This is a genomic window from Bacillus sp. T3 (assembly GCF_033449965.1).
Classification (GTDB): domain Bacteria; phylum Bacillota; class Bacilli; order Bacillales; family Cytobacillaceae; genus Bacillus_BU.
In genome coordinates this window covers 2,609,100-2,622,001 of sequence record NZ_CP137761.1, presented here as the reverse complement: position 1 = coordinate 2,622,001, position 12,902 = coordinate 2,609,100, and the positions used below count along the sequence as shown (strand labels likewise).

Sequence of the window (12,902 nt, the reverse complement as noted above, 5' to 3'; positions counted from 1 at the left end):
TCTTCTACCTCCGGATTGTTTGAATTTGATTAGATAATGATTTTCTGCGTTTGAAATCAAGCCATCCATCGAATAACTCAACTCAATCTCCATTATAAACCAATATTGATAAAATATATCATTCGAGTGAAGTTAAACATTGATTTTTAAAAAATTGGAATTTTTTATTGCGAAAACTAATACCATTAGTTACGATAAAACTAATGGTATTAGTTTTTCCGTTGATTAACGAAAAGAGGGGATTTTATGAGAGTAATTCACGAAGGAACGATTACACAGATGACCTTCCTGCCACTTTTTTTCCAGGTTAATTGTTACTTTGTTGAGGAAGAAGAGGGATTGACATTAATTGATGCGGCACTTCCTTATAGTTCAAAGGGGATTATTGAAACAGCGAATAAAATCGGGAAGCCAATTACAAGAATCGTCCTTACCCATGCCCATGGGGATCACGTCGGGGCATTGGATGCTTTGAAAAGGATTTTGCCGAATGTTCAAGTATACATTTCAAAACGAGACTCACGCCTGTTAGCAGGTGACTGTTCATTAAATGAGACTGAACCGCAGTTGCCTATAAAAGGTGGTGTACCAAAGAAAATCAAAACAACACCTGATGTGCTCTTGAATGATGGAGATAAAATCGGTTCGCTTGTATCGATTGCTGTTCCTGGGCATACACCAGGGTCGATGGCTTTCTTTGATACAAGAAATGGCTCAATGATTGCCGGCGACGCCATACAAATCAGGGGTGGAATCAATGTCTCTGGCCAATACAGTCTTATGTTTCCATTTCCAGCCCTTGCAACATGGAATAAACATGCTGCAGTCGAGAGTGCTAAGAAGATCAGAGAATTTCAGCCTAGCTTGCTTGCTGTTGGTCATGGGGATATGCTGCGGAATCCAATGATGGAGCTCGAGCAGGCCATTATAAAAGCAGAAAATAATTTGATGAAGCGTTAAGGAGTTGAAATATCATATGTCACCAAGAGTAGGGATAGATTCAGGGATATTGCTTAATAGTTTTGCTGAATTAGCTGATGAATTTGGATTAGAAAACGTTACATTAGCGATGGTTGCTAAAAAATTAGGCATACGATCACCATCTCTTTACAACCATGTTAAAAGCTTAAATGATTTGCGAAATAGGCTAGCTATTTCCGGAACTTCGGCAATTGAGGGTAGAAATGTCTGAAGCGATAATAGGAAACGAAAAAGAGGCGGCTATTACAGCAATCGCAAATCGATATGTGGCTTTTGCACGGAATCATCCGGGAACCTATGAAGCTACAATCCGCACCCCTGATCAAGGTGATGGAGAGTATAAGTATGCAGCGGAAGAAGTTGTGAAGCTTATTCTAAATGTCATCTATGAATTTGGTTTGGAGGATGATGATGCGATTCACGCGGTCCGTGGTTTGCGAAGTTTACTGCATGGATTCGCTTCTATTGAACAAAAAGGTGGCTTTGGAATGCCGATTGATCTAGATGGAACACTTCAGTTTATCGTCAATACCTTTTTGGCCAGGACTTGTGAAAAATACAGGTTGATTTGAAGATATTTAAGAAAATAAAACAGGTTATGCATCTGGATAAAAACATTCCGACAACTTAGTCTTAGGAGGCAACTATAGTAATGTTAAAAATCAGAAACGTACAAAGAGATGACTTATTAAAACTAGTTGAGATCGAGCAATTGTGTTTTACCCCTGAAGAAGCTGCAACACACCAAGCGTTTGAGCAAAGAATCAAGGTCATACCCGATAGCTTTCTTGTAGCTGAAGAGGATGGGATTTTAGCAGGATTAATTAATGGTCCCGTTATTCCTTCACCATTTATCACAGATGACTTATTCGGAGAAATTTCAGCGAATCCGACCATGGGCGGTCACCAATCGATTTTAGGATTGGCCGTTCATCCCCATTTTCGAAATAGAAGAATCGCTTCTATATTACTAGAAAGGCTTGAACAAGAGGCAAAAGATAAGCAACGCGAGACCATCACGCTAACTTGTAAAGAAAGTTTAATTCCGTTTTATGAAAAGCATGGCTATCAAAACTATGGAGTATCTAAATCAGTTCATGGTGGCGTGGTCTGGTATGATATGTGCAAAAATATATAGAAATGCAAGGAAGCAGGAGAATCGTTCGCCTGCTTCCTTATTTTGATTTATGAACAAGATAGCAGGCACCATCTTCGGCAAAAAATAAATCATTCCCATTGTTAAAATTAAAATTAACACGATATTTATCATAAATTAATTTGGTGACAATTTTGTACTGTTCCAGTAATTCCCTAGAAGGGTTTAAGATAATCTGACGACTGTCCTTTGCTGCTACGAAGCCTTTCGGGTTTCGATGGCGCTCGGGTTTTAATTCAACTGCCCATTCTCCATTTAGCAGTACTGATTTTGCTGTCATTTTTGTTTTTCTATTTTGAATAGACCAAGTGTTGCGGCAATTGCATCGGTGGATTTTTGCCTTCATCCCTTAGCCCCACTTTCTATATATGTAAGCCTTCATTGTAACAATCTATTCAACACTGGCTTGCACTATAATATTTAAATTTTCATTCTTTAAATAAAATGCTTCCTTTGGCTTATAATGAGTCTTAAAGCCAGAAAAGTACACAAGAATGAGGTGCAAGGAATGGAGAAAGCATTTATTTTTGATATGGACGGCGTAGTAATTAACAGTGAGCCGATGCACGAACGAATTGAACTGGACGTTGCGACGAAATATTTTTCCATAAACATTGATCAAAAACGAATGAAGAAATATGTGGGTATGCGCTCGATGGATGTTTGGGAGTCGATTATTAAAGAGGATGGGCTCGACTTAAGAGCTGAACAAATTGTCGAAGTGGCCGATAAAGAAAAAGTGAAATACATAGAGCAAAATGAACTACAACCGATTGATGGAATACGTGAGCTTCTTAATAAGCTAAAAGATTTAAATTACCGTATTGCATTGGCCTCGTCATCTCCAAAGGAATTTATTGAGGCTGTACTGAATAAATTTGAAATTCTCTCCTTTTTTGACACAATCGTAAATGGAGATGAAGTTGAGCATGGAAAGCCTGCTCCGGATATCTTTTTAGAGGCAGCAAGAAGATTAAATGTTCTTCCTAAAAACTGCACAATCCTTGAAGATTCAAATAACGGTGTCGATGCCGGGAATAGCGCAGGAATGAGAACCATTGCTTATGTCAATCCTGATTCAGGAAACCTTGATTTATCTAAGGCAAACCAGATTGTTAAGTCTGTTAGAGACGTATTAAGCTTTGTTTAGTTAACAAAAGATTGAGGTTTAAAACGCTGAGCCCTAGCTACTTAATTAGCTAGGGCTCAGTCGTCTTCATAAATACAAAAAGCTAATCTATTATCTTCATTAAATAGTACTTCGTAATAGCCAAATACTCGCGAGAAAAGGATTTTGGAATCGCAATCAGTGGTGTTTTGGCAGGAATCCCCGAGATGGTTAGTCCGTAATCCTCCGCAATCAATAGAGCACGGTATAGGTGGAAATTATTTGTGACAATCAATCCTGATTTTGCACTACTAGGGAGGAGTGCTTTAGAAAATTTAATATTTTCATAGGTACTGGTTGAGCGGTCTTCTAGTTTAATTCTAGATTTGTCAATGCCGCGCTTCATCAACTCTTGTTTAATTGATTCAGCCTCTGAAATGTCCTCACCGGCTCCTTGTCCTCCTGATGCAATCACAAATGTATCCTTGTTTTTCTTCAAATAATCAGCTGCACTAGCAATACGTTCCTCAAGAGCCAATGAAGGAGTGGTACCCTTAACCCTTGCCCCAAGTACGATCAGATAATCGACATTATCAGGCACACCTAAATGGCTATATTGGGAAATTTTAAATTGTAAAAACCCGAAATAGATAATAGCAAAGCAAAATAGTATGATCAGCATCTTTTTGATCCTTTTATTCTTATTCAATCTGTCCAGTCCGTTTCAGATAATTTAGTATAAATGGGATAGCTATAATTTATTATATGAAACTTCTGCTTGGGAATCTATGGAAAATTGTAATGGGTTGGGAAACAGGGGAGAAATATATAGTGGAGTAAAAACGTTTTCTTTGAAATAAATATTTATAAATTAAGGTGGCAAGCATGATTAAACCACCTTATAAATGAAGATACATTTATAAATAACAAGGAAGTTTGTATGATTGGATGAAAAATTAAACAAACTTAAAAAAGCGATGGAACTATGTGATTAATTACGAATTAAATGCTGATATTCAAAGATTAATGCATCAAGCTCTTGGCTGATCTGAATCGTTTTGCCATGGTTAAGGCCATGCTTAAGTCCTGTATCAATCATTCGATTCTTTAAAGACTCAATTTTATTTTGCAGATCACATAGATTAACAGTCAATAAGCCTTCCATAATTTTATCCTCATTTCAATAAATGTTTATTTTTAACTATTTTACTATAGATTTACACTTGAATACTTCTTTATTTTTGACAAATATATGAACGTTTACAAGTCGTGTATAGTGTAAACTTCGACTTCTTCTTTTTGTATAAAAAAAGAACAGTGGGAAGGTATTCCGACCTCCCCAAATGGTTCTAATCGAAAGAATTAAGAGCTTTTAATTGTGGTGGAGGACGAGAAATTACGAATCATTTTTTGAAGATTCCGATGAGATTCTCTAAGTTTAATGGTTTCGTCAATGATTTTTTGGAAGCCTTCTAAATCACGGTCCGAGGCACTTAACAAGGAACTAGGAATACCTTCTACGATTTGCTTTAAGGATATTTCTGAAGCCAAGGTTATAACCACCCTTCCACGTTTTCGTCTACTATACTATTTTGGGAAAGACTTAGTTTTTTCCTGCTACCATCATAAAAAACTTCTCTACATTTCCTTTCAAATAATTATATAGATAGAGTAATTCTTTCGAAATACGGCAAAAAACGACAGTAACTCAAGGTCGAATTCATTTATACTTTAATTTATGGATTTCCAAGAAAAAGATTTTACGTTTAAATGTTGACCTCAAAAATCTTCAGAATTTCTTAAGATTTATCCTTAAAAAATGTTAAGATTTGTTGATTACACTTATGATAGAAATGATGGCACATAGAAAGTAGGGTGAATATGAATCATTACAATGTTCTCGTTGTCGATGATGAAAAAGAAATACGAGATGCGATTGAAATTTATTTAAAAAATGAAGGGATTACCGTATTAAAAGCAGCTGATGGGATTGAAGCATTAGAAATCTTAAATGAGCAGGAGATTCACCTGATTATTTTGGATGTAATGATGCCGAGGTTGGATGGAATTGCTGCCACCTATAAAATACGTGAACAAAAAAATATTCCGATTATTATATTGAGTGCGAAAAGTGAGGATACCGATAAAATTCTCGGTCTCCAGGTTGGGGCTGATGATTATGTCACTAAGCCGTTTAACCCGATGGAGCTTGTCGCCAGGGTAAAATCCCAGCTTCGACGTTATGTAACATTTGGTACATATGAAGGAATGAAAAAAGTAATCGATTTAAATGGGCTTACTTTAGAAACAGAAGCGAAGGAAGTCAAGGTTCACGGTGACCATTTCGTTACAGCTAACAAGTTAATTTTAGACTTAAGAGCTGCCCCAAGTTATTATGTTTGGGGCAGTTTTTTCTGCTTAGTATTAGAATGAATAGATATTTGATGGGCGCCTTGCGCTTTTCTGATTAATATTCTATTTCATCGTAATCCTTTGGTTGGGGCACCGGCTGTCCTGTTTTTTCATTATATGAAACATTTTCGACCGGGCCCCATTCATCACCATAGGCTTGGTCTTGGAGTTGTTCTTTTTTTGATTCTTTTTTCTTCATGTCGTTCGCTCCTTTATTTTTAGATTTTTTTAGTATGTTTCTATTATTTACTAACGATCTCATGCCATTCTTAATTGGAAAAATTACCATCTTCGCGAATGGTCTCGTAAAATGTCGGTCAAAATATGGAGGGTTTGTGTTTTATTTTGGAAAAAACTCTGTTAAATTATGATTATTTCTGATAGAATATGAATTCTTGTTTTCGAATAATGACCTGCCTGGTCAATGGTAGGTGAAAGGGTGATGATGTTGGAAATGTCTCAAAATCAAGGAAGCCAAGGCACCAATAGGCAACAAACTGGCAGTATTTTTGCAAATAAAATCGTTTTGGCGATTATGACATCTAATTTTTTATTGCAGCTAGGTATTTGGGTGAGGAACTTTGCGATCCTCCTATACGTAACCGATATTACCAACAATGATCCGCTCTATGTATCGTTAATTTCTGTTGCAGAATTTGTACCAATCTTTATCTTTTCCTTTATTGGTGGTACCTTTGCAGACCGATGGAAACCGAAGTTGACGATGGTATGGTGCGATATTTTATCAGGAATTTCCGTGTTTGCTGTGTTGTTAGCGCTTGTCTATGGATCATGGCATGCGATATTTTTCGCAACCTTGGCATCAGCCATTTTATCACAGTTTTCCATGCCTTCAGCGATGAGATTGTTTAAACGGCATGTTCCAGAAGAGCAGCTTCAATCGGTAATGGCCATGTTTCAATCCTTAATGGCGATTTTTATGGTGGTTGGACCAATGATTGGCACATTTGTATATCAGAAATATGGAATTAACGTTTCGATTGCTGTCATGGGCATTATGTTCTTCTTATCTGCCTTAGTTTTATCAAAATTACCTCGCGACCTTGAAAAAGCAGAAAAAACGGAGAACAACTTTAAGAAAGAGCTTGCAGATGGATTCCGTTATGTTATGTCAAAGACCGTTCTCAAAGTTATGGGCGGAATGTTTGCAGTATGTGGTTTAGCGGTAGGTCTTATCCAACCGCTTGGGATTTTTATTGCGATTGAAAATCTTGGTATGACCAAAGATTTTCTACAGTGGCTCCTCGTTGCCAATGGTATAGGGATGTTAGTCGGTGGTGGCATCGTTATGGCGATTTCAAAGAAAATTTCACCGCAAAAATTACTTGCAATTGGTATTTTCGCTAGTATGATTGCTACGATTGGGATTGGCTGGTCCACTAGTTCTACCCTCACCATCGTTTTACAGGTTTTTAATGGGCTATTCTTCCCATGCATCCACATCGGCATCAACACTCTCATTCTTCAAAATTCTGATGAGGCATTTGTCGGCCGGGTTAATGGTGTGCTAAATCCGATGTTTATGGGCATGATGGTCGTGGGAATGACTCTTTCCGGTCTCCTCAAAACGCCGGTTACATTATTTGGTGTTTATTTAATTTCTGGAGCTTTATTCTTGATTGGAACGCTTCTGTTAATTCCATTGATTAAAATGAAGCATGAAGAGGTTGTTGGTAAGACAGCTTTTGAAACAAGGGACTAGGGCTATCAAAAAGAACGCTAGAATCTACCCATTGCTATGGGATGTGACTAGCGTTCTTTTTATGTTATTCGTCCTGTTCTTCGATTTCAAACTCGTCTTCTTGCTCGACAAGATGCTTGAGTATTGAAAGCTTATTACTCCAAAATTGCTCGTAAAAGGCTAGCCATTGTTTAATTTCAGTTAGCGGTTCGGGGTGAAGTTGAAAGATTTTTTCGCGTTCCGGATTTTTTCCCGCTTACCAACTCGGCTTCAGTCAGAATTTGCAGATGCTTGGCGATTGCCGTTCGACTGATTGGAAAATGGGATGAAATTTCCGATATCGGCCGTTCTTTTTCTGCCAATAAGCGAAGCACCTCACGTCTAGTTGGATCAGCAATCGCTTGAAATACATCATGCTTTTTTGCTGAGGAGGACATATTAGTTCTCCATTAACTGACGTAGTTTTTCTAAAATACCTGTCCAACCTGATGCCATATTGTCGCGGATAACTGAAGCTTTTTGATTTGCTTTGGCAATGATTTCATCTGCCTGCTTCCAGCCACCATGTGTCAACGTAAATTCTGTTTTATCCTCTATTTCCTTCAATTCAAACGTGACAAACCAACCATCCTTATCCCAAGTAAATGAAAGACGATTTGGAGGATCGATTTCTGTTACTTTACATGGAGAGGGGCCGAAAGGGGATTGCAAGTGAAATTCATGACCAAGCTCAGCTTTGAAATCATTGGGCATGAACCACGCGGCAATACCTTCTGATGTGGCTACTTTTTCCCATACCTTTTGAATAGGTGCATTCATGACAACTGTTTGTTTAATGTCCTGTAGTGTATTTTCCATGGAATCTCCTACTTTCTTTTGTAAAAATGAAACCATTTGGTTTCGCTTATTTTATTATATAAAACCATTTGGTTTCATGTCAAGGGACTGCTTATTAACATAGCCAAGGTCTACGAGTGCAAGTATTGAAAAATTTAATTGAATTAGTGCACCTATACTAGTTCTATAAGTGCAAAACAAAGAAAAGGACAATAAAATGTGCACATAGCTAAGGACTATGAATGCAAAAATGGAAAATTCACTGAATTAGTGCGCGTAGGCCAGTTCTGTGAGCAAATAACAATTAAAAGCCCAGTAAAACGGTACCTAGCCAAGTACAAATTCACTAGCAAACGATTTTTATTTTTCCCCGTTCCATAAAATATTATGCATGTTGTCTATGAAATTACAATTTTCAAATAATTAATTGACAAGATTGATAGTTTCGTTTATTATATGAAAATACCAACACGCTTTAACGCGTCGAAACATTAATGCTTTTAACTATAGAAGTTGGAAGGGGTGTGAGGTGTAAGGAAGAGTATTTTTATAAAATAATTATTGGGAGATTACGGTTTTATCATAAAAGTAATTAAAACTAATTAAGGGGTTACATAATGAAAACAAAACTAATAGCTATATTAAGTGTTCTAATGCTTGTACTTACAGCTTGTAGTTCAACTAGTAAAGAAAGCAGCACCAGTGCTAAGACAAAAAAGGAAAATGTAAAAATTGGCATCCTTCAACTCGTTGAGCATCCATCGCTAGATGCAGCAAGAGAGGGATTTGTGGATGCACTTAAAGATGCAGGGTACATAGAAGGAAAGAACTTAACGATTGATTATCAGAATGCACAGGGAGATATCAATAACAATATGACGATTGCCCAAAACATGGTGGCAGATGGAAGTGATCTTATTTTTGCGATTACGACCACAAGTGCTCAAGCAGCGGCGAAATCAACTAAGGATATTCCGATTATTTTCACAGCGATTACTGATCCGGTTGGTGCAAATTTAGTTGAAAGCTTAGAAAAGCCAGGTGGAAATGTTACTGGAACGTCAGATACTCATCCAAATGCGATTAAGAATACAATTAAATCGATTAAGGAATTTTTCCCAGATACAAAAAAAGTCGGTATTGTCTATAATTCTGGGGAACCAAATGCCGTTACGAATGTTGAAAACGCCAAAAAAGTGCTAAAGGAAATTGGATTAGAGCCTGTTTTCGCATCGATTTCGACTAGTTCAGAAGTGAAGCAAGCAGCAGAATCATTAGTAGATCGTGTCGATGTGTTCTATGTTCCAAAGGATAATACAGTTGTCGCATCGCTTGAATCTATCATAAAAGTTGCCAATGACCATGATACTCCTACTTTCGTTGGGGAAGGGGATTCTGTTAAACGCGGAACCTTTGCATCTTATGGCTTTGAGTATCATGACCTAGGGTATTCTACTGGTAATATGGCGGTTGATGTTCTTAAAGGTAAGAAACCAAGTGAAATTCCGGTCGGTTTCCCTGAAACGCTAGATTTGTATATCAACAAAAAAGCAGCGAAAGAAGAAGGAATTACCCTTACTGAAGCCATGACGAAGGATGCTAAAATTGTTGGGGAATAAGATCCAACCAAGAATAGTGTAAATCAATAATTTGCTGGATTATAGTTCATTCTTATTAGAAAAGTAAGGGTGTCAGGATTTAACCTGACACCCTTTTTTCATTAGAGCTAAAGATTCTACTCATTCTTATGCAGTTACTAGATTTTTTCGACTTAAAAAGTGTGTTTTTTTAAAAAAAATTTATAAATTAATATAAAAGAAGGTTCTGGCTCAGAATATATGAATATTTTTATGACGATATGCACGTTTAGAACCTGATATGATACAAGTCAAAAATTATATGATCCAACTTTTAAATTATATGATCCAACTTTTAGAAATTATGCACGTCTCAGTTATGATATGCTCATCTCAATTCAGATATGCTCATCTCAATTCAGATATGCACGTCTCAGGCTCAAACCCAGGCCCAAACCCAGGTCCAAAAAGAAAACAGCTATTCTGCACTTCCAGCTCTACTCTAATAAAACGTTGCGTCAACAAATTGTGAGCTTTTCATTTTTCCGCCGGCGATTACGATTGAATGAGTCTGCATCGCACCGGATTCTTTGATTTTTGTAACACCCTTTAAAAAGGTTCCATCTGTAATACCAGTCGCAACAAAGAAGCAATCATCTGTTTTAACAATTTCTTCGAGCTTCAATGGGAGGTCAGGATGGGGAATTCCCATTTCTATACAACGATTCCATTCTTCCTGATTTTGTGGCATCAGCACAGCTTGAAAATCTCCACCTAAGCATTTTAGAGCGGTTGCTGCAATGACTCCTTCTGGTGCACCACCGATTCCTACGACTAGATCAACATCTATTTCATCAAATGCGGTTGCAATTGCACCCGTTATATCGACATCGGAAAAAAGCTTCACTCTAGCACCTGCAGAAATAACTTCCTGAATGATGGCGTTATGTCGTTCTCGGTCTTGAATCATGACAGTTAAATCCTGTACTTCTTTGCCAAGTGCATTCGCAACGGCTACCATATTGTCTATTAATGGTAATTCAATATCAATACAGCCTTTAGCTTTTGGCCCGACTGCGATTTTTTTCATGTACATATCCGGAGCATGTAATAATGCTCCACGGGAAGCAACCGCAATGACTGCCAAGGAGTTATCCTGTCCTTTTGCCATTAATGTCGTACCTTCAACCGGATCAACTGCAATGTCAACGTGGGGACCATTTTTCGTTCCGAGTTCTTCATTAATATAAAGCATCGGTGCCTCATCCATTTCGCCTTCACCGATGACAATGACTCCACACATATCAATCTGGTTCATTCTGTCACGCATCGCACCGGTACCAGCACCGTCAGCGTCATGTTTATTTCCTTTACCTATCCAAGGATAAGAGGCAATCGCTGCTTGTTGGGATACCGCAAGAAAATCCATGACAAGACGTTGAGTACATACGATATCCATTTCTTTGTTGTTTGGCATTTTCTCTCCTCCTATAAAAACTGTAAACCCTATTGTTAAGTTATAAGACCATAAATACACATACTGTTTAACTTTACCTCACGAATCATCGCATTTAATATTTGTTTTTGAACATTTTCTTACAAGTTAAGCAATTTGCCCAGGTAATTGATAATTATTGTAAGTATCAGCAAAGAAGATTTTATTACATAGGAGGGTTATGACAGATTTTTTGAAACTAGCGATTGAAATCTCAAAAATACAGAAAAAAGGCTGAAGCACAGTTCAAACAACTGGTTTCAGCCTTTTTTTCATTTATAGCACTAGAAAATACTGAATTTGATTGGCAGAGATTGGTGCACTTGCATGAATCCGATAGCCAATACTTAACAGCTGGGATAGGGTTTCTGCGCAATTGGATTGAGGGGGCTCAAGAGGTGCATGCTTACTTTTATATAGGTGAGAGAACTGACTATCGATCGAGCATTGCACTAATACCACATGTCTTCCTGTCCATGCTTGCCCAATCATTGGATTGGTTTGCTGTCTACTAAAATTCCAACACATCTAACAACATCCTTTAGGTTTAATACGATACTATATGCAAAAAAGAAATAATCGTAATCAAAGACATAGTATTTGTCTATTTACATAGGGATTATGAGATAATTTAAATATCAAAATTAGAAAAAGGTGAAATAGATGAAAATTGTGATTGCTGGGGGCACTGGGTTTATTGGAAAAAAACTGACCGAGCTTTTGCTTGAAAACGGACATGACATTGTCTGCCTAACAAGGAAAGCACAACCGTCTAATAGTCGAGTCACCTATATTAAATGGCTACAACATGGGGCTTGTCCAGAAAAAGAAATTAACGAAGCAGATGCCTTCATAAATTTAGCTGGAGTTTCGATCAACGATGGTCGCTGGAACGAAAGCCATCAGAAGCAAATTTATGATAGTCGAATGAAAGCAACAAATGAATTATTAAGAATCATTGCTGCATTAGCTGTTAAACCCGCAGTTTTGGTAAATGCCAGTGCTATTGGTATTTATCCCGCATCAAATGTTGCAATTTATACTGAAGATTCGAAGGAGGTAGCAGCGGATTTTCTCGGAAAAACCGTTTGTGATTGGGAAAAGAAAGCAGAAAGCGTGAATGCATTAGGAATTCGTCCTGTGTATATGCGATTTGGAGTTGTTCTCGGAAGAGAGGGTGGAGCACTACCACTTATGGTCCTTCCATATAAACTATTTGGTGGTGGAACGGTAGGATCGGGAAGACAATGGGTGTCCTGGGTTCATGTACAGGATGTGGTTCGTGCCATTGTATTTGCACTGGAACATCAAGCACTGAAGGGTCCAGTAAATGTTACCGCTCCAACCCAGGTTAAGATGGAGGATTTCGGGAGAACGATTGCTTCAGTGTTGCATCGGCCACACTGGTTGCCAGTTCCTGAGTTTGCTCTGAAAATGGCACTCGGAAAGAAAAGTGCTCTCGTTCTGGAAGGGCAGCATGTTATTCCAGTAAAATTAATGGAAGAACAGTTTGCATTTTTGTTTCCGACGCTTGAAGGAGCGTTAAACGATCTTTTAATATAAAATTGAAATTATTGAAATTTTTATAATAAAGGGAATAATAGTGATAAATGTAATATTAAGAAAATAATTTG

At 37.6% G+C, this 12,902-nt stretch carries 16 protein-coding genes and 2 pseudogenes; 9 read left to right on the top strand and 9 right to left on the bottom strand.

Annotation, left to right across the window (positions count from 1 at the left end; all coding sequences use genetic code 11):
• Nucleotides 1-246: 246 nt before the first annotated feature.
• The 4 genes from RGF10_RS13525 to RGF10_RS13510 all read left to right on the top strand — a co-directional run bounded on the left by RGF10_RS13525 (nucleotide 247) and on the right by RGF10_RS13510 (nucleotide 2,119).
• Nucleotides 247-960, top strand: coding sequence for an MBL fold metallo-hydrolase (locus RGF10_RS13525; protein ID WP_318502833.1), 714 nt, complete (start codon nucleotides 247-249; stop codon nucleotides 958-960).
• A gap of 16 nt (nucleotides 961-976) precedes the next feature.
• On the top strand, nucleotides 977-1,192 hold the full coding sequence (locus RGF10_RS13520; protein ID WP_318502831.1) for a TetR family transcriptional regulator: 216 nt from the start codon (nucleotides 977-979) through the stop codon (nucleotides 1,190-1,192).
• Complete coding sequence (locus RGF10_RS13515) at nucleotides 1,185-1,553, top strand: TetR-like C-terminal domain-containing protein (protein WP_318502829.1); 369 nt, start codon at nucleotides 1,185-1,187, stop codon at nucleotides 1,551-1,553. The genes RGF10_RS13520 and RGF10_RS13515 overlap by 8 nt, the downstream gene beginning before the upstream one ends.
• 80 nt (nucleotides 1,554-1,633) lie before the next feature.
• The gene (locus RGF10_RS13510) at nucleotides 1,634-2,119 is read left to right on the top strand and encodes a GNAT family N-acetyltransferase (RefSeq protein WP_318502827.1); all 486 of its coding nucleotides are present in this window, start codon (nucleotides 1,634-1,636) and stop codon (nucleotides 2,117-2,119) included.
• Nucleotides 2,120-2,156: 37 nt separating this feature from the next.
• Here the strand turns inward: RGF10_RS13510 and RGF10_RS13505 are convergent, their stop codons facing one another.
• Nucleotides 2,157-2,483, bottom strand: a complete 327-nt coding sequence (locus RGF10_RS13505; RefSeq protein ID WP_318502824.1) for a hypothetical protein — start codon at nucleotides 2,481-2,483, stop codon at nucleotides 2,157-2,159.
• Nucleotides 2,484-2,645: 162 nt separating this feature from the next.
• Between RGF10_RS13505 and RGF10_RS13500 the strand changes: the two genes are divergently transcribed.
• Entirely contained in the window at nucleotides 2,646-3,287 is a 642-nt protein-coding gene (locus RGF10_RS13500; RefSeq protein WP_318502822.1) for an HAD family hydrolase, read from the top strand.
• A gap of 82 nt (nucleotides 3,288-3,369) precedes the next feature.
• Here RGF10_RS13500 and RGF10_RS13495 read toward each other — a convergent pair whose 3' ends face one another.
• The 3 genes from RGF10_RS13495 to RGF10_RS13485 all read right to left on the bottom strand — a co-directional run bounded on the left by RGF10_RS13495 (nucleotide 3,370) and on the right by RGF10_RS13485 (nucleotide 4,796).
• Nucleotides 3,370-3,954: a YdcF family protein gene (locus RGF10_RS13495; protein WP_318502820.1), complete on the bottom strand. Its 585-nt coding sequence runs from the start codon at nucleotides 3,952-3,954 to the stop codon at nucleotides 3,370-3,372.
• 282 nt (nucleotides 3,955-4,236) lie between these two features.
• Nucleotides 4,237-4,410: an aspartyl-phosphate phosphatase Spo0E family protein gene (locus tag RGF10_RS13490; RefSeq protein ID WP_318502818.1), complete on the bottom strand. Its 174-nt coding sequence runs from the start codon at nucleotides 4,408-4,410 to the stop codon at nucleotides 4,237-4,239.
• A 197-nt stretch (nucleotides 4,411-4,607) separates the two neighbouring features.
• The gene (locus RGF10_RS13485; protein ID WP_318502816.1) at nucleotides 4,608-4,796 is read right to left on the bottom strand and encodes a hypothetical protein; all 189 of its coding nucleotides are present in this window, start codon (nucleotides 4,794-4,796) and stop codon (nucleotides 4,608-4,610) included.
• Between the two features lie 330 nt (nucleotides 4,797-5,126).
• Between RGF10_RS13485 and RGF10_RS13480 the strand changes: the two are divergent.
• Nucleotides 5,127-5,585, top strand: a pseudogene (locus RGF10_RS13480) (response regulator transcription factor); the annotation flags it as partial.
• Nucleotides 5,586-5,712: 127 nt separating this feature from the next.
• Here the strand turns inward: RGF10_RS13480 and RGF10_RS13475 are convergent.
• Nucleotides 5,713-5,856 carry a hypothetical protein gene (locus tag RGF10_RS13475; protein WP_318502814.1) on the bottom strand — a complete coding sequence of 48 codons (144 nt, stop codon included), beginning with the start codon at nucleotides 5,854-5,856 and terminating at the stop codon, nucleotides 5,713-5,715.
• Nucleotides 5,857-6,102: 246 nt separating this feature from the next.
• Here RGF10_RS13475 and RGF10_RS13470 point away from each other — a divergent pair, with 246 nt between their 5' ends.
• On the top strand, nucleotides 6,103-7,380 hold the full coding sequence (locus RGF10_RS13470) for an MFS transporter (RefSeq protein WP_412176731.1): 1,278 nt from the start codon (nucleotides 6,103-6,105) through the stop codon (nucleotides 7,378-7,380).
• Nucleotides 7,381-7,444: 64 nt separating this feature from the next.
• Here the strand turns inward: RGF10_RS13470 and RGF10_RS13465 are convergent.
• Both RGF10_RS13465 and RGF10_RS13460 read right to left on the bottom strand, forming a co-directional pair.
• Nucleotides 7,445-7,796: pseudogene (locus RGF10_RS13465) on the bottom strand (ArsR/SmtB family transcription factor).
• Between the two features lies 1 nt (nucleotide 7,797).
• Nucleotides 7,798-8,217, bottom strand: coding sequence for an SRPBCC family protein (locus RGF10_RS13460; RefSeq protein WP_318502810.1), 420 nt, complete (start codon nucleotides 8,215-8,217; stop codon nucleotides 7,798-7,800).
• Nucleotides 8,218-8,813: 596 nt separating this feature from the next.
• On the opposite strand from RGF10_RS13460, the gene RGF10_RS13455 reads away from it, so the two are divergent.
• Nucleotides 8,814-9,815 carry an ABC transporter substrate-binding protein gene (locus tag RGF10_RS13455; protein ID WP_318502808.1) on the top strand — a complete coding sequence of 334 codons (1,002 nt, stop codon included), beginning with the start codon at nucleotides 8,814-8,816 and terminating at the stop codon, nucleotides 9,813-9,815.
• A gap of 460 nt (nucleotides 9,816-10,275) precedes the next feature.
• Here the strand turns inward: RGF10_RS13455 and glpX are convergent, their stop codons facing one another.
• Both glpX and RGF10_RS13445 read right to left on the bottom strand, forming a co-directional pair.
• The gene (gene glpX / locus RGF10_RS13450) at nucleotides 10,276-11,250 is read right to left on the bottom strand and encodes a class II fructose-bisphosphatase (protein ID WP_318502806.1); all 975 of its coding nucleotides are present in this window, start codon (nucleotides 11,248-11,250) and stop codon (nucleotides 10,276-10,278) included.
• A 294-nt stretch (nucleotides 11,251-11,544) separates the two neighbouring features.
• Nucleotides 11,545-11,796, bottom strand: coding sequence for a hypothetical protein (locus RGF10_RS13445; protein ID WP_318502803.1), 252 nt, complete (start codon nucleotides 11,794-11,796; stop codon nucleotides 11,545-11,547).
• A gap of 135 nt (nucleotides 11,797-11,931) precedes the next feature.
• Between RGF10_RS13445 and RGF10_RS13440 the strand changes: the two genes are divergently transcribed.
• A complete protein-coding gene (locus RGF10_RS13440) occupies nucleotides 11,932-12,831 on the top strand; it encodes a TIGR01777 family oxidoreductase (RefSeq protein ID WP_318502801.1) in 900 nt (299 codons plus the stop codon).
• The last annotated feature ends 71 nt before the right edge of the window (nucleotides 12,832-12,902 follow it).